General features: G+C 66.8%; 10 protein-coding genes. 5 read left to right on the top strand and 5 right to left on the bottom strand.

The window, feature by feature from the left end; translation table 11 throughout:
* Positions 1-166: 166 nt before the first annotated feature.
* Together AC1GI4_RS09600 and AC1GI4_RS09595 are read right to left on the bottom strand one after the other, a co-directional pair.
* Positions 167-2266: a RelA/SpoT family protein gene (locus AC1GI4_RS09600; RefSeq protein ID WP_479629355.1), complete on the bottom strand. Its 2100-nt coding sequence runs from the start codon at positions 2264-2266 to the stop codon at positions 167-169.
* Positions 2267-2593: 327 nt separating this feature from the next.
* On the bottom strand, positions 2594-5005 hold the full coding sequence (locus tag AC1GI4_RS09595) for a ligase-associated DNA damage response DEXH box helicase (RefSeq protein ID WP_479629354.1): 2412 nt from the start codon (positions 5003-5005) through the stop codon (positions 2594-2596).
* Between the two features lie 19 nt (positions 5006-5024).
* Here AC1GI4_RS09595 and AC1GI4_RS09590 point away from each other — a divergent pair, with 19 nt between their 5' ends.
* Entirely contained in the window at positions 5025-6023 is a 999-nt protein-coding gene (locus tag AC1GI4_RS09590; protein WP_479629353.1) for a ligase-associated DNA damage response exonuclease, read from the top strand.
* A gap of 109 nt (positions 6024-6132) precedes the next feature.
* On the opposite strand, the gene mdoH is transcribed toward AC1GI4_RS09590, so the two are convergent.
* Together mdoH and AC1GI4_RS09580 are read right to left on the bottom strand one after the other, a co-directional pair.
* A complete protein-coding gene (gene mdoH / locus AC1GI4_RS09585) occupies positions 6133-7932 on the bottom strand; it encodes a glucans biosynthesis glucosyltransferase MdoH (protein ID WP_479629352.1) in 1800 nt (599 codons plus the stop codon).
* Positions 7929-9452, bottom strand: coding sequence for an OpgD/OpgG family glucan biosynthesis protein (locus AC1GI4_RS09580; protein ID WP_479629351.1), 1524 nt, complete (start codon positions 9450-9452; stop codon positions 7929-7931). The genes mdoH and AC1GI4_RS09580 overlap by 4 nt, the downstream gene beginning before the upstream one ends.
* A gap of 209 nt (positions 9453-9661) precedes the next feature.
* Here AC1GI4_RS09580 and AC1GI4_RS09575 point away from each other — a divergent pair, with 209 nt between their 5' ends.
* The gene (locus AC1GI4_RS09575; protein WP_479629350.1) at positions 9662-12685 is read left to right on the top strand and encodes a TonB-dependent receptor domain-containing protein; all 3024 of its coding nucleotides are present in this window, start codon (positions 9662-9664) and stop codon (positions 12683-12685) included.
* A 109-nt stretch (positions 12686-12794) separates the two neighbouring features.
* Here the strand turns inward: AC1GI4_RS09575 and AC1GI4_RS09570 are convergent, their stop codons facing one another.
* Complete coding sequence (locus tag AC1GI4_RS09570) at positions 12795-13400, bottom strand: TlpA family protein disulfide reductase (protein ID WP_479629349.1); 606 nt, start codon at positions 13398-13400, stop codon at positions 12795-12797.
* A gap of 16 nt (positions 13401-13416) precedes the next feature.
* Between AC1GI4_RS09570 and argH the strand changes: the two genes are divergently transcribed.
* From argH to lysA, 3 genes are read left to right on the top strand one after another with little or no spacing between them, the layout of a single operon-like run.
* Entirely contained in the window at positions 13417-14784 is a 1368-nt protein-coding gene (gene argH, locus AC1GI4_RS09565; RefSeq protein ID WP_479630385.1) for an argininosuccinate lyase, read from the top strand.
* Positions 14781-15017 carry a hypothetical protein gene (locus AC1GI4_RS09560; RefSeq protein WP_042487426.1) on the top strand — a complete coding sequence of 79 codons (237 nt, stop codon included), beginning with the start codon at positions 14781-14783 and terminating at the stop codon, positions 15015-15017. The genes argH and AC1GI4_RS09560 overlap by 4 nt, the downstream gene beginning before the upstream one ends.
* Complete coding sequence (gene lysA, locus AC1GI4_RS09555) at positions 15017-16279, top strand: diaminopimelate decarboxylase (RefSeq protein ID WP_479629348.1); 1263 nt, start codon at positions 15017-15019, stop codon at positions 16277-16279. The genes AC1GI4_RS09560 and lysA overlap by 1 nt, the downstream gene beginning before the upstream one ends.
* Positions 16280-16319: the final 40 nt, after the last annotated feature.

Raw genomic sequence — 16319 nt, 5'->3', positions numbered from 1 at the left:
GAAATGATGCCTCATTCCTCCCCATCGTGAGATGGGGAGGGGGACCGCGCCCGCAGGGCGTGGTGGAGGGGCATGGCCGGCCCGTCACGCCCCTCCACCATCGCTGGCGCGACGGTCCCCCTCCCCAAGCACAGCTTGGGGAGGAATGGAGGGGGGCGGCGGCGCCCTAAACCCGCTCCACCAAACTCACTACATCGGCTGCGCGCAACGCGGCGATCAGGCGCATCAGATGTTGCAGATCGTGCACTTCGACATCGATCAGGTTGGTGTGGAAGCGCGTATCGCGCGTATCCAGCCGGACGTTGATGATGTTGGCCTTATGCTGGCCGATGATCGTCGCCAGGATGCCCAGCGCGCCGGGCTCGTTCTTGACCATCACCGAGATGCGCGCGGTCGCGCCCTCGCTGTCGTCGCCCCAGGACACGTCGACCCAGTCGGTTTCCTCGTCCGTCCGGTCGGCCAGCTCGGCCAGTACCGGGCACTGGATCGCATGGACCTCGATCCCCGCATCGGGACGGCGCAGGCCGACGATGCGGTCGCCTGGCACCGGATGGCAGCATTGCGCGAGGTCATAAGCGACGCCGGGTGTCAGCCCCTTGATCGAGATCGCGCTCGACTGCGGCGGGACGGCGGCGACATCCGCGCCTGCGGAGCCCGGCATCAGCGCCTCCATCACGGCGGCGTCGGACAGGGTGCGCCTGGCGATCGCGATCATCAGATGCGCTTCGTCGGGCATCTTCAGCCGTTGGAGCGCATGGCCCAGCGCGTCCGGGCCGATCTGCGCGGGCAGGCGGCGGACGATGTCCTCGTACAGCTTGGTGCCCAGCGTCACCTGCTCGTCGCGCTCGGCATGGCGCAGGTGGCGGCGGATCGCGGCCAGCGCCTTGCCGGTGATCGCCAGGTTCAGCCAGTTGGCCTGCGGCGTCTGTCCGGCCGAGCGCAATATCTGCACCTGGTCGCCGTTGGAGATGACGGTCGACAGCGGCACGACGCGGCCATTGAGCTTCGCGCCCACCGCCTGGTCGCCCAGATCGGTGTGGACGGCATAGGCGAAGTCGATCGGCGTGGCGCCTTTCGGCAACTGGATCAGTTCGCCCTTGGGGGTGAAGGCGAAGATGCGATCCTGATACATCGCCATCTTCGTATGCTCGATCAGCTCTTCGGGACTGTCCGAGGTATCGAGGATTTCGACCAGGTCGCGAATCCAGCTGACCTGCGCGTCGTGGCGGGTCGCCTGTTTATAGGTCCAGTGCGCGGCCAGGCCGAAATCGGCCTCGGCATGCATTTCGGGGGTGCGGATCTGAATCTCGATGCGGGCATTGTCGGCATGGATGACGCTGGTGTGCAGCGAGCGGTACCCGTTGCGCTTGGGCGTCGAGATATAGTCCTTGAACCGCCCCGGCACCATCGGCCAGCGGCGATGGATCAGCCCCAGCGCGCGGTAGCAATCCTCTTCCGTGGGCACGATCGCGCGGAAGGCCATGACGTCGGACAGCTGCTCGAAGCTGATGTGCCGCTCGTTCATCTTGCGGAAGATCGAGAAGGCGGATTTCTCGCGCCCCGTCACCTCCGCCTCGACGCCGCCGCGCGACATCAGCAGCTTCAGGCCCGATGCGATCTTGGAAATCCGGTCGCCGCCGCCTTCCTTCATCTGCGCGAGACGCAAGCTGATCGACTCATACGCCTCGGGCTCGAGCTGCTGGAAGGAGAGCATCTGCATCTCCTTCATGAACTCGTACATGCCGATCCGCTCGGCGAGCGGGGCATAGATGTCCATCGTCTCCTTCGCGATGCGGCGGCGCTTCTCCGGCTTCGCGATATGATGGAGCGTGCGCATGTTGTGCAGCCGGTCGGCCAGCTTCACCAGCAGGACGCGGATATCGTCCGACATGGCGAGAAGGAACTTGCGCAGGTTTTCGGCCGCACGCTCGCTTTCGGTCTGTGCCTCGATCTTGGACAGCTTGGTAACGCCGTCGACCAGCCGCGCGACATTGGGACCGAACAGCCGCTCGATCTCGTCATAGGTAGCGACGGTATCCTCGATCGTGTCGTGCAGGATGGCGGTGGCGATCGTCTCGTCATCCAGATGCAGGTCGGTCAGGATGCCGGCCACCTCGATCGGATGGCTGAAATAGGGATCGCCCGAAGCACGCTTCTGGCTGCCATGCGCCTTCATCGAGAAGACATAGGCGCGGTTCAACAGCGCCTCATCGGCCTGGGGGTCATAGTCGAGCACGCGGTCGACGAGTTCATACTGGCGGAGCACGAAATCAGATTTGCGGGGTAGGGATGGGCAATGCAACATTTTTGATGCGATCAGGGTGATCGAGGCCTTCTTAAGCCCTCCTCTTCTTCTTAAGCCCCTCCCGCAGGCGGGAGGGGTTTGGGGAGGGCAGGGTGCCTCGCAGAGCCTGTCGCTTGCGGCGTTCCCTCCCCCCTCCCCTCCCGCCTGCGGGAGGGGAGGGGCCAGAGGCGAGAGTGGCTATACCCAACCTCCGTTCAGCCTGAGCCCTTCGGCTGGCTGGCAAGCCAGCCGCTCAGGATAAACTTCGGCGCTGTGCGCCGAAGTCGAAGGCCACGCGAATCCCTCACTTCAATCCCCCATCGCCTCCGCCGCTAGGGCCTCCGCCTCGATCAACAGGTCGTCGTCCGCGCTTCCCGTCGCGATCTTCTCGCGCCCGATCAGCACCAGCACCGGGACCGCCAGCGGACTCACCCGCTCCAGATCGACGTGCAGCATCGTGCCGCCCGCCCGGTCGAGCAGGTTCGCCAGCCGCCCGACATCGGTCATCCGCGCCCGCGCATCGTCCCACGCCGCCTGGAGCAGCAGATGTCCCGGCTCATACTTGCGCAGCACGTCGTAGATCAGGTCGGTCGAAAAGGTCACCTGCCGCCCGGTCTTGCGCTTGCCGGGATGCTGGCGCTCGACCAGCCCGCCGATCACCGCGACCTCGCGAAAGGCGCGCTTGAGCAGGTGCGATTGCTGCACCCAGTCGACGAACTCGTTTTCGAGGATATCGGGGGAGAAGAGGCTGGCCGGATCGGTCACCTTCTCCAGCCCGTAACAGGCCAGCGCATAATCGCTGGCGACGAAGCCGAGGGGTTTGAGCCCCTGCGCCTCCATCCGCCTTGTCACGAGCATCCCCAGCGACTGGTGCGCATTCCACCCCTCGAAGCTATAGGCGACCATGTAATGCCGCCCTTCTCGGGGGAAGGTCTCGACCAGCAATTGGCCGGGGCGGGGCAGGACCGAGCGGCGGTCCTGCATCTCCAGCCAGTCATGCACGTCCGGGGGAAAGCGGTCCCATTCGCGCCGGTCGGCCAGGAACGCGCGCACCCGGTCGGCTAGGCTGGTCGACAGCGGCATCCGGCTGCCGCCATAGGTCGGGATGCGCGCGGGGCGAGAGGTGGCGCGGACGATCAGGTCCTCGCCGTCGATCGACTCTACCTCCAAACTGAGCCCCGCGAAGAAGAAGGTGTCGCCGGGGGCCAGCGTCGCGGCGAATCCCTCCTCGACCCGGCCCAGCTGGCGGCCGTTGCGGAAACGGACCTTCAGCATCGTCGCTTCCACGATGATCCCGGCGTTGAGGCGATGTTGGGCGACGAATTGCGGATGGGTGACGCGCCACGTCCCGTCCGGCTGCTGGACCAGCCGCTTGAACTTGTCATAGGCGCGCAAGGCATAGCCGCCGTCCGCGATGAAATGCAGCACCCGGTCGAACGTCGCATCGTCCAGCGCCGAATAGGGCATGGCCGAGCGGATTTCGTCGAGCAGCGCGCCCTGCTCGAACGGCGCGGCACAGGCGCAGGCCATGACATGCTGCGCCAGCACGTCGAGCGCGCCCTGGCGGAAGATATCGGGGTCCAGCTCGCCCGCCTCCACCGCGTCGAGCGCGGCACGCGCCTCCAGATATTCGAAGCGGTTGCCGGGGACCAGGATCGCGCGGCTTGATTCGTCCAGCCGGTGATTGGCGCGGCCGATGCGTTGCAGGAGGCGCGACGAGCCCTTGGGCGCACCCATCTGGATCACGCAATCGACATCGCCCCAGTCGACGCCGAGGTCGAGGCTGGCGGTCGCGACCAGCGCGCGAAGCTGACCGCCCGCCATCGCGCCCTCGACCTTCTGGCGCGCCTCCAGCGAGAGCGAGCCGTGATGGACGCCGATCGGCAGGCTCTTGTCGTTCGCCTTCCACAAATCCTGGAAGATCAGCTCGGCGAGACTGCGTGTGTTGCAGAAGACGATGGTCGTCCGGTTCGCTTCGATCACCCGCATGACCTGGGCTGCGGCATAGCGGCCCGAATGGCCCGCCCAGGGCACGCGATCCTCGGGCAGCAGGATCGATATGTCCGGCGGCGCGCCGGGCTCGCCGGTGACGAGGCCGACCGCGTCGATATCGCCATCGGGAGCGAGCCAGGCGCGATAGCCGTCCGGGTCCGCCACCGTCGCCGACAGCGCGACGCGGCGCAGATCGGGGGACAGGCGCTGCAACCGCGCCATGCACAGGGACAGCAGGTCGCCGCGCTTGCCGGTGGCGAAGGCGTGGACCTCGTCCACCACGATGGTCTTCAGCCCGGCGAACATCCCCTCTGCATCGGGGTAGCTGAGCAGCAGCGACAGCGATTCCGGTGTGGTCAGCAAAATCTGCGGCGGCTTCACCCGCTGCCGTGCCTTCTTGTCCGACGAGGTATCGCCGGTGCGCGTCTCGACCCGGATGTCGAGGTCCATCTCCTCGATCGGGGTGACGAGGTTGCGGCGGATATCGACCGCCAGCGCCTTGAGCGGCGAGACGTAGAGGGTGTGCAGCCCCTCGGTCGGTGCCTTGATCAGCTCGGTCAGGGTCGGCAGGAACCCCGCCAGCGTCTTGCCCGCGCCGGTGGTGGCGACCAGCAGCGCGTGGCGTCCGGCGCGCGCTTCCTCCAGCATCGCCAGCTGATGGGTGCGTGGCGACCAGCCCTTGGCGGCAAACCAGTCGGTCAGGGCGGAGGGAAGGGAACCGGGGGGCATCCCGAAGGATATAGGTATCATGGTCAAGCTCGGCGACTGGATACAGCCCCATAAACATGGGATTTACGTGGCCCCCGCCGATGTGTGGGTCGATCCGTCCGAGCCCGAGCCTAAGGCGCTGGTGACGCACGGCCATGCCGACCATGCGCGCGGCGGGCACGGCACGGTCTGGGCGACGCCCGAGACGCTGGCGATCATGGCGGCGCGCTATGGCCCGCAGAACGGTGTGCCGGTCGCTTATGGCGAGACGATCCGGCTGGGCGAGGTGGAAGTCGGCTTCGTGCCCGCCGGGCATGTGCTGGGATCGGCGCAGATCGTGCTCGACTACCGGGGCGAGCGGGTGGTGGTGTCGGGCGATTACAAGCGCCGCGCCGACCCGACCTGTACGCCGTTCGAGCCGGTCAAATGCGACGTCTTCGTCACCGAGGCGACTTTCGCGCTGCCCGTCTTCCGTCATCCCGAGACGGGCGACGAGATCGACAAGCTGATCGCGCGGCTCCACGCCAATCCGACGCGCTGCGTGCTGGTCGGGGCCTATGCGCTGGGCAAGGCGCAGCGGGTGATCGCCGAGTTGCGCGTGCGTGGGTATGACGCGCCCATCTATCTGCACGGCGCACTGGCGCGGCTATGCTCGCTTTATCAGGAATTGGGTGTCGACCTGGGCGAGCTGCGCATGGTGGCCGACACCCCCAAGGCGGAGATGGCGGGGCATGTGGTGATGTGTCCGCCCGGAGCCCTCAACGATCGCTGGTCGCGGCGGCTGCCCGACCCGATCACGGCGATGGCCAGCGGCTGGATGCGGGTGCGCCAGCGCGCGCGGCAGAAGAATGTCGAGCTGCCGCTGATCCTGTCCGACCATGCCGATTGGGATGAACTCACCCAGACGCTGACCGAGATCGCGCCGCGCGAGGTGTGGGTGACGCATGGGCGCGAGGAGGCGCTGGTCCATTGGTGCGAGACGCGGCAGATGAAGGCGCGGGCCTTGGCCTTGGTGGGGTTCGAGGATGAGGATGATTGATGGGTTCGGGCGTGGGCTTCGACGTCGCTCAGCCTGAACGGCTGTTGGTAAAGGACCCAATCCCAAACCCCCGTTCAGGCTGAGCGTAGTCGAAGCCCACGCCCAACCCTCACGCCAGAGCCATAGGCCGAACCGGCTCCGCCACCTCGGACCCCGGCACCGCGAACACGCCCTTTTTCGCCAGCCGCTCGCCCGGCCGTACCTTGGCCGTCTCCATCGCTAGCCAGGGCGCCAGCAGCAGCCCCAAGGTCACCGGCGACAGCCACGCCCCCAGCATCGGGTTCAGGAACGACACGAAGACCAACACCACGCCGATCCCCAGGTGCCAGCGATAGCGCGGCATCGCATCCGCCGCCGCGAGGCCGTCGCGCACCCGGCTCTGCGGGTTCCAGCCCGACGGCTTGCCGCGTACGATGTTAATGAGGTCGATCGTCTGGGTCAGTGCGATGGCGGGCGCGGTCAGGATCGACAGCGGCACGTCGAGCGCGACGGAGGACAGGATGCCCTTCGCGCCGCCATAGCTCGCCCGGCGTTCGCGATCGGCCATCGCCCAGATGACGCTCAGCACCTTCGGCCCGAATAGGAGGATCAGCGTGACGAGCAGGACCTGGGTCGAGGTGACGGCGCGCACCGTCGCGGCATCGTCGGACAGGCTCTGCGCGATCGAGGTGGCGATCAGGATCAGCCAGGCGGGCGACATCAGATAGGCGAGCGCACCGATGAACAGCTGCAACCGGCTGATCCAGTGAAAGCCGCTCGACCCCAGCAGCTTGAGGTGCTGGGTATTGCCTTGCGCCCAGCGCCGGTCGCGCACCGCCTGGTCTATCAGGGTCGGCGGAAACTCCTCGAAACTGTCCTCGACCATCAGCATGTGCAGTCGCCAGCCGCGCCGTCGCAGCAGCGCGGCCTCGACCATGTCGTGGCTCATGATCGTACCCCCGAACGGCGGCCGGCCGGGCAGGTCGGGCAGGCCACAGCTTTCGGCAAAGGCGCGGATGCGGATCAGGGCGTTATGGCCCCAGAAGGTCGATTCCGACCCGGACCACCACACGAGGCCAGCGGTCGAGATCGGCCCGTAGAAGCGGCTGGCGAACTGCATCCAGCGCTGGAAGAGCGTAGTCGCGCCGATAATCATCGGCACGGTCTGCAGGAGGGCAATGGAAGGGCGCTGCTCCATGATCTGGGCCATGCCGACGATGGTGTCGCCGCCCATCAGGCTGTCGGCGTCGAGCATCAGCATGAAGTCGTACCCGCCGCCATGATTGCGGATCCATTCGGCGACATTGCCCGGTTTGCGCCCGACATTCTCGGTTCGGCGGCGATAATAGAGCGGCACGCGCAGGCGCGGGGCCCAGCATTCCCAGGCGGCACGCTCCTCGACTTCGGCGGCCTCCCCCGAATCGGACAGGACAAAAAAGGCGAAGCGGTCGGCGGCGCCTGCGCGGTCGATCATCGTCGCCATGCGTGCGATCCGGTCGAAGACGGCGTCGACATCCTCGTTATGGACCGGCACCAGCACGGCGGTGAGCGCCGTCGGCGGCGCGGCGCCTTTGGGGGCGGCGGTAATGCCGGGATGCGCGCGCGAGATCAGCAGGGCGAAGCCGATCGCCGCCGTCACGAAGCCGAACGAAATCCAGGCGAACAGCGGGAAGAAAAGTAGCAGCAACACCCCGTCGAGCAGGCTGAACCCGTCGCTGAGCAACGCCTCCTTGACCGAGGCGGAGGCGGCGGTGGCGAGCAACCCGGTCAGCAGCACCAGCAGCAGGCGGCGCGTCAATATGTCGTCGGGCGACAGGTTGATGCCCTCGCGCGGCTCGGGCGCATTGTGCGGCGGCGGCGGGCCGTCGAACCGCTGCACCGGCATGGTCAGCGGCGCGGGCGGCGGCATCATGGCGGGCAAGTCGGTCATGGCAGGAAGACCGGCATCAACACCGTCTCGCTGAGCGCCTTTGCATTCTGTTTCAGGTACAGGCGGACATCGGCGGGGCCGCTCGCCTCCGGCGCGATATCGGCGGTCACGCGCCAGCGGTCGGTCTGCCCGACCACCGGATAGGCGGCCTGCGCCAGCAGCCTGCCGCGCGTCACGGATATGTCGGCGGTGACGCCACTCTGCCGGTCGAGGCCCGCCAGCGCGGGGCCGGTGAAATCGACGACCAGCTTGCGCGCGCCCGGCGTCGGCTCGGCGCCCGGCCGCCCCGCATCGCCCGTCCAGCTGTCGACCGCATGGGCGATACGGGGCACGACCGTCGGATCGGTGGACGTCCAGCTGAGCCGATAGTCGAACTGCCGCTTCTGCCCCGCCCTGGGGGCATCGGCGGGGTTCCAGAAGGCGACGATATTGTCGACCGTCTCGCTCGCGGTGGGGAAGGCATAGAGCATGACCTGCCCACGCCCCCAATCGCCCTGCGGCTGCACCCACAGATTCGCGCGCCGGTCGTAAAAGGCGCCGTCGTCCTGATAATGGTCGAAGTCGCGGTCACGCTGGAGCAGGCCGAAGCCGCGCGGATTGCTATCGACGAAGCTGTCGAGCGTGGGGCGCGGCGGGTTGACCAGCGGCCGCCACAGCCGCTCGCCCGCGCCGGTCAGCAATGCCAGCCCGTCCGAATCATGAATTTCGGGGCGCCAGTCGCGCGCGGCGGCGCGATTGCCCTCGCCGTACCAGAACATGCTGGTCGCGGGTGCTATGCCCAGCCGTTCCACGTCACGACGGAAAAACAGGACGGCGGAGACCTGTTGCTCGACGCCGCCCGCGCCTTTTTGCGAGGCGATCCGGTATGCGCCGCTGACGCTGGGCCCGTCGAGCAGCGCATAGACGGTGTAGCCCTGCGTGCCCGTCCGCTCGATCCAGAAGTCGGTGAAGGCGGGAAATTCCTCGCGCCCGTCGATGCCGGTGTCGATCGCGATCCCGCGCGCCGACAGGCCATATTGGTCCTGCGCGCCCGCCGTGCGGAAATAGGAGGCGCCCTGAAAGGCCAGCCAGTCGCTCTTCCCGTCCGCCGTCATCGCGCGAAATCCGGCGATGCCCAGCGGCGGGGCATGGCCCGCCTCGGCAGTGAACAGCGAGGGCGAGAAGGGCACGGTACGGGCCTGGCCATTCTCGACGATATGGATGCCAACCGGGGTCGGCGCATAGCGGCCCAGCGGAAACAGCCGGATGCCGCCGAGCAGCGTCCGATCATCGCGGTAGCGGATGGTGCCGACCGCGTCATAGCCGATCGCCTCCGCCGCCGCGACCTTGGCGCGCGCGAGATAAGGCTGGCGTGCCAGCGCCTCGGCCTGGGATTGCAGCGTTGCCCAGGAAAAGGGTTCGGGCACGCCCAGCTTTACGCCACCGGCGGAGCCCTGTGCCGCGACACGCGTGGCAGCCGCCGGGGTCAGCCCCAGAACGGCAAGCGCCGCGACCAGTTCTCGACGATTGGCCTGCATCATCGGTTCAGCATCTCCAGCAACGGCCCGGAACGGAACGCGCATGACGGCTGCGCGAAGACCGGCCTGTTGTGCAACGCAGCGTGCGGCCATCGGTTGCCGGGGCACGATCACAAGCCAATCCGTGATGGAAATGAAGAAAGTATATTATATTTGACTAAACAAAATCATTGGGCCAAACAGCAAGAATAAGATCAAGAGGGGGCTCATTGATGAATGGAAATTACAAGCGACTCGCCTGTTCGGCGGGCGCCATTGCCATCGCGCTGCTTTCGGTTTCGCAGGCGCAGGCACAGGTGAAGAAGGCCGCCGACCAGAGCGAGGATGCACGCTGTCTGCCGGAACAGCCTTGCCCGCCCGATGCGGCGAAGGTTTCCGATGCGGCGAAGGTGTCCGACGATGTGGATGCACCGAGCGGCGGCGATGTGGTCATCACCGGCACCCGGCTTCAGCGTCCCAACCTGACCAGCAACAGCCCGCTGGCGGTCGTCGATGCGGCCGAGATCCGCTACCAGGGCGCGGTCCAGGTCGAGAATGTGCTGAACCGCTTGCCGCAGGTGACGCCGGATTCGAACGAGAATGTCTCGAACGGGTCGGACGGCACGGCGCGCGTCAACCTGCGCAACCTGGGCAGCAACCGGAACCTCATCCTCATCAACGGCCAGCGCATGCTGCCGGTCCAGGCGAACGACCTGAACTTCGTGCCGACCGCGCTCATCAAGCGGGTTGATATCATGACCGGCGGCGCGTCGGCGGTCTATGGCTCCGACGCAATCTCGGGCGTCATCAATTTCGTCCTGCGCGACGATCTGGACGGCGTGCGAACCGATATCCAATACGGCTTCGCCCAGCACCAGAACGACAACGCCTATGCGCGCAAGATTCAGACGCAGGCCGGTTACCGTCTGGCCCAGCCGATGATCCTCGACGGGCAGAAGCTGGACGTGAACGTCGCCTTCGGCACCAATTTTGCCGATGGCCGCGGCAATGTGACCGCCTATTTCGGTTATCGCGACACCAAGCCGATCCTCCAGGCCGATCGCGACGTGTCGTCCTGCGCCGCCGATCCGGCGGGCTTCACCGCCAAGGGCAATACCGATCTGGCCTGCGGCGGGTCGAGCAACAACCCGTTCGGCCTGTTCGATCCCCAGACCGGCCCCAGCGCCGATCTCGGCCGGTTCAACAACACCAAGGACGGCGCCCGCACCTGGGTCCCGTACGATGCCAGCTTCCGCTACAATTATGCGCCGCTGAACTATTTCCAGCGCAACGACACGCGCTACACGGCGGGCGCCTTTGCCAAGTATGAGGTCCAGCCGGGCATCGAAGCCTATGGCAGCTTCATGTTCATGGACGATCACACCAACTCGCAGATCGCTCCGTCGGCGCTGTTCCAGGGCTATACCTACACGGTCAACTGCAACAATCCGTTCCTGAGTGCGCAGCAGGGCCAGATCCTGTGCGGCAACGCGTTCGGCACCGCCGCATCGCAGGATGTCTATATCGGCTACCGCCCGGTCGCGGGGAACGCCCGGCCGCGTCGCGATGACCTTCGCCACACCGATTTCCGTTTCAGCGGCGGCGTCCGGGGCGAGATCATCGACGGCATCCGCTATGATGCCAACGCCCTGTTCTCGACCGTGCTCTATAACGAGACCTATGAGAACGACATCGACCCCAGCCGCGCCAATCGCGCGATCCAGGTGGTCAACGTCAACGGCACGCCGACCTGCAAGTCGGTGATCGACCGCAGTGACGCACAGTGCGTGCCCCTCGATATCTTCCGCTACAACGGCATCTCGGACGCGGCGTTCAATTACATCTACGCGCCGACCTCGACGCGCGGCGTCGATCGCGAAACCGTGCTGAGCGGCAATATCGCGGCCGATCTGGGCCGTTACGGGGTCAAGTCGCCCTTCGCCGACTCGGGCGTCGGCTTCGTGCTGGGCTTCGAGCATCGGTACGAGAGCCTGGAGTTCAAGGCGGACGCCCTGGCCATCCAGAAGGGCACGACCGAGACGTCGGGCCGGTTCAGCGTGAACGAGGTGTTCGCCGAACTGCAACTGCCGCTGATCGAAAATCGACCCTTCTTCAAGGACCTGTCGTTCAACGCAGGGTATCGCGGGTCGGACTATAGCAACCTGTCCAAGATCATTTCGACCTACAAGACCGAATTGTCCTGGGCGCCGACCAGCGACCTGCGTCTGCGCGGCAGCTACAACCGGGCGATCCGCGCGCCCAACGTGTCGGAACTGTTCAGCCCGCAGTCGAACGGCAACGTCAATGCGCAGGATCCTTGCGCCAACGATCCGGGCGTGGCGCCGACCGCGTCGCTCGTCCAGTGCCAGCGCAGCGGCGTGACGGCGGCGCAATATGGCCGCATCGCACCATGCCCGTCCGACCAGTGCACTGGTCGCGGCGGCGGCAACCCGCTGCTGAAGCCCGAAGAGGCCGACACCTATACGGCGGGCATCGTCTTCACGCCGACCTTCATCAGGCGCCTGAACCTGTCGGTCGATTATTTCGACATCAAGGTGAAGGGCTATATCGGCGCGATCCCGGTCAGCCAGACGATCAGCCAGTGCATCGCCACGGGCAATCCGTTCTTCTGCAGCCTGTTCAAGCGTGATCCGCGCAGCGGCATCATCTTCGGCGACCAGGGCTATATCATCTCGACCACGCAGAATACGGGTTCGCTGCGCACCTCGGGCATCGACATCTCCGGCAGCTACACCCAGCCGCTGGGGTCGTTCGGCAGCGTGAACATCGACTTCCTCGGCACCCGCCTGCGCAAGCTCGTGACCGAGCCGTTGCCGGGCCTGGGTTCTTATGACTGTGTCGGCTATTTCGGCCCGACCTGTGGCCAGCCTTCGCCGAAGTGGCGCCACCAGGCCCGCCTGACCTGGTCGGACGCGGCCTCGGTCGGCACGATCTCGCTCAACTGGCGCTATATCGGCGGCACCAACCTGACCAACAACTCGACGATCGCCGACTTCGCCAGCGACCCGTCGATCATCAATGCCCGGATCAAGGCGTACAGCTATTTCGACCTGGCGGGCACGGTGAAGGTGCAGAAGGGCATCGTCTTCCGCGCCGGCGTCAACAACCTGCTGGATAAGGATCCGCCGCTGATCCAGTCCGGCCTGCTGGCCTCGTTCGGCAACGGCAACACCTATCCGGGCATGTACGACGCGGTCGGCCGGTCGGTGTTCATCGGCCTGACGGCGGAGTTCTGATGCGAAAAGGGGGCGGTCGAAGGGCCGCCCCCCATTCCAACGGCTTTACCCCCACCTATCCCGTCCGGTGCATGCCGGGCGGGATCTTTTCGTCGGGGCGGCGCCCGGCTTACATCGCTTCGGCGAGCAACTGGTCCGCCTGCGCGCCGACCCATTCGAAGCCCCCGGTCACGCGCCAGATCTCCTTGCCGTTCGCGCCGTACAGGATCGTGGTCGGCAGGTTCGCCTTGTAATGGACGCTCAGGCCCAGCTTCGGGTCGAGATAGATGGGCAGCGCGTCGAGCTTCTTGCCGGCCAGGAAGGGTTTCACCTTGGCGGCATCGTCCTGCGCCACGGCGATGACCGCGATCTTGCCCTTCGACCGCTCGGCCTGTGCGGCGAGTGTCGGCATCTCCGCGACGCACGGCCCGCACCAGGTCGCCCAGAGGTTGACCAGCACCGGCCGCCCCGCAAAGTCGTGAAGGTTGGTGGACTTGCCGTCCATCGCGGTGAAGGCCAGCAGCGGCGCGGCCTCGCCCTTGTGGCTGCGGTCGACGGCCCCTGCGGGCTTGGGGGCTTCCGGAGCGGACGTGCCGGACGCCTCGCCGCTGGTCACTTCGCCGCTCGAAACTTCGCCGCTGGAGGTGTTGGCGGCTTGCTCCGGCGCGGGGCTTTGCTTATCGCACCCGGCGACCATCAGCCCCAGGAGACAGGCGATCACGGTACGCGACGACATGGGCGGCTCCAACGCAATGTGGGGCGGGCGCTTCGCAGAAGGTCCCGCCGCGGTGATGCGCGAGATAAACGCGTCCATCCCCTTCGACAAGCGATTGTGGAAACAGGACATCGCCGGGTCGAAAGCGCATGTCGCGATGCTGGGCAAACAGGGCATCGTCTCGGCCGAGGACGCCGCGACGATTTCCGCCGGGCTGGACCAGGTCGCTCAGGATTATGCCGCCAACGGCGTGTCCGAGGACCTGACCCTCGAAGACATCCACATGCAGACCGAGGCGAAGCTGGCCCAGCTGATCGGGCCGGTCGCAGGGCGTCTGCACACCGCGCGGTCGCGCAACGACCAGGTGGCGACCGATTTCCGCCTGTGGGTGCGCGACGCGATCGACGAGACGCTGGCGGCGTTGGGTGCGCTGCGTAGCGCGCTGCTGACGCGGGCCGAGGAACATGCCGACAGCGTGATGCCGGGCTTCACGCATCTCCAGTCCGCACAGCCGGTGACGCTGGGCCATCACCTGATGGCCTATCACGAGATGATCGTGCGTGACGCCAGCCGCTTCGTGGCGGCGCGGGCGCGGATGAACCAGTGTCCGCTGGGGTCGGCGGCGCTGGCGGGGACGGGTTTCCCGGTCGACCGCCACATGACGGCGCAGGCGCTGGGCTTCGACGAGCCGACGCGCAATTCGCTCGATGCGGTCAGCGACCGGGACTTCGCGATCGATTATCTCCAGGCGGCAACCAATTGCTCGCTGCACCTGTCGCGTCTTGCGGAAGAGTTCGTGCTCTGGGCGTCGCAGCCCTTCGGTTTCGTGGCACTTAGCGACCAATGGTCGACGGGCAGCTCGATCATGCCGCAGAAGCGCAACCCGGACGCGGCCGAGCTGGTGCGCGGCCATGCGGGCCGCATCATGGGCTGCATGACCAGCCTGATGGTCACGATGAAGGGCCTGCCGCTCGCCTATTCCAAGGACATGCAGGACGACAAGCCGCCGGTGTTCGAGGCGCACGACCTGCTGGCGCTGTCGATCGCGGCGATGACCGGCATGGTTGAAAGCGCGACCTTCCGGACGGAGCGGATGCGTGGCGTCGCGGAGGCGGGCTTCTCGACCGCGACCGACCTGGCCGACTGGCTGGTCCGCGTCGGCGGCATTCCCTTCCGCGAGGCGCACCACATCACCGGCCGCGCGGTGAAGCTGGCCGAGGAGAAGGGTGTGATGCTGCATCAGCTGTCGATCGACGATCTCAAGGGCATCGATGGGCGCATCAACGACAGCATCTATGACGTGCTGTCGGTCGATGCCTCGGTCGCCAGCCGGGTCAGCTTCGGCGGCACTGCGCCCGCCAATGTCCGCGCCGCGATCGCGACCGCGCGGGGCCTGCGGGCATGAAGCCCGCGCTCGCCCTGCTGGTCGCGCTGGCGCTGACCGGATGCGGTGCGGCCAATCGGCTGCAACCGGCTAAGGGCGAAAGCCTGCCGGTCGCGCCACGCGGCGCCACCGCGACCCCGACGCCGCAGCAATTGCTGACGGCCACCCCCCAACAACGCCCGCAGCGCTCCGACGAACTGATGACCCAGTCGCAGGACCGGCGCTCGGACGAATTCGATTTGCCCCCCCGCTGATGGACCATTTTCATTTCCAAGATGGCGAACTCCATGTGGAGGACGTGCCCGTATCCCGGATCGCCGCCGAAGTCGGTACGCCGGTCTATATCTATTCCGCCTCGACCTTCCGCCGCCATGCGCAGGTGTTCCGCGAGGGGCTGAGCGCCCTGCCGCGCGTGCATCTGGCCTATGCGATCAAGGCGAACCCGAACATCGCCGTGCTGCGCGTGCTGGCCGACGAAGGCTATGGCGCGGACGTCGTCTCGGTCGGCGAGATGCGCCGGGCGCTGGCGGCGGGCATGAAGGCGGAGGACATCGTGTTCTCCGGCGTCGGCAAGACGCGGGCCGAGCTGGTCGCCGCGCTGGAGGCCGGGATCGGCCAGTTCAACCTGGAGCTGGAGGAAGAGGGCGCGGTCCTCGCCGAGCTGGCGCACGCACGCGGCCTCGTCGCCCCCGCCACGCTGCGCGTGAACCCGGACGTCGATGCGGGCACGCACGCGAAGATCTCCACGGGCCGCAAGGAGAACAAGTTCGGCGTGCCGATCGACCAGGCGCTCGGCATGTTCGACCGTCTGGCGGGGCTGCCCGGCATCGACCTGAAGGGTGTTGCCTGCCATATCGGCAGCCAGCTGGGCGACCTCGCGCCGCTGGAGGCCGCCTATCGCTGTGTCGGCGAGCTGGTCGCCGAGCTGCGCGGGGCGGGGCACCGTATCACCCGCGTCGACCTGGGCGGTGGCCTGGGCGTGCCGTACAAGCCGGGCGACGTGATGCCTGCGCCCGCTGCCTATGGCGAGATGGTCGCGCGGGTGACCAAGGACTGGGACGTCGAGCTGATGTTCGAGCCCGGCCGGGTGATCGCGGGCAATGCCGGGGTTCTCGCGACCGAAGTCGTCTGGGTGAAGCCCGGCGTCGCCAACCCGTACGTCATCGTCGATGCGGCGATGAACGACCTGATGCGGCCTGCGCTGTACGACGCGCATCACGATTTCGTCGCGGTGAAGCCGACCGGCGAGACGATGATGGCCAATATCGCAGGCCCGGTGTGCGAGACGGGCGATACCTTCGGCATGAACCGCGAGATCGACGCGGTGAAGTCGGGCGACCTGGCCGTGTTCCGCACGGCCGGGGCTTATGGCGCGACCATGGCGTCAACCTATAACAGCCGCCCGCTGGTGCCCGAAGTCATGGTCGAGGGCGACCGCTTCGCCGTCGTCGCCGACCGCATCGCCGCCGAGACGATCATCGCCGCCGAGCGCGTGCCGGAGTGGCTGAAGAAGTGACGCCAGCCGCCTCAATCCTCCCCATCTTTGATGGGGAGGG

This window comes from Sphingomonas sp. 77B (assembly GCF_056497825.1).
The sequence above is the reverse complement of the archived record's forward strand: the minus strand, read 5'-3'. Positions and strand labels throughout refer to the sequence as shown.

What these genes read in the sequence shown, in the direction of transcription:
- AC1GI4_RS09595 (WP_479629354.1), bottom strand. Translation starts at nt 5,005, where the DNA reads ATGCCCCCCGGTTCCCTTCCCTCCGCCCTGACCGACTGGTTTGCCGCC.
- AC1GI4_RS09590 (WP_479629353.1), top strand. Translation starts at nt 5,025, where the DNA reads ATGGTCAAGCTCGGCGACTGGATACAGCCCCATAAACATGGGATTTAC.
- mdoH (WP_479629352.1), bottom strand. Translation starts at nt 7,932, where the DNA reads ATGACCGACTTGCCCGCCATGATGCCGCCGCCCGCGCCGCTGACCATG.
- AC1GI4_RS09580 (WP_479629351.1), bottom strand. Translation starts at nt 9,452, where the DNA reads ATGATGCAGGCCAATCGTCGAGAACTGGTCGCGGCGCTTGCCGTTCTG.
- AC1GI4_RS09575 (WP_479629350.1), top strand. Translation starts at nt 9,662, where the DNA reads ATGAATGGAAATTACAAGCGACTCGCCTGTTCGGCGGGCGCCATTGCC.
- AC1GI4_RS09570 (WP_479629349.1), bottom strand. Translation starts at nt 13,400, where the DNA reads ATGTCGTCGCGTACCGTGATCGCCTGTCTCCTGGGGCTGATGGTCGCC.
- argH (WP_479630385.1), top strand. Translation starts at nt 13,417, where the DNA reads ATGTGGGGCGGGCGCTTCGCAGAAGGTCCCGCCGCGGTGATGCGCGAG.
- AC1GI4_RS09560 (WP_042487426.1), top strand. Translation starts at nt 14,781, where the DNA reads ATGAAGCCCGCGCTCGCCCTGCTGGTCGCGCTGGCGCTGACCGGATGC.
- lysA (WP_479629348.1), top strand. Translation starts at nt 15,017, where the DNA reads ATGGACCATTTTCATTTCCAAGATGGCGAACTCCATGTGGAGGACGTG.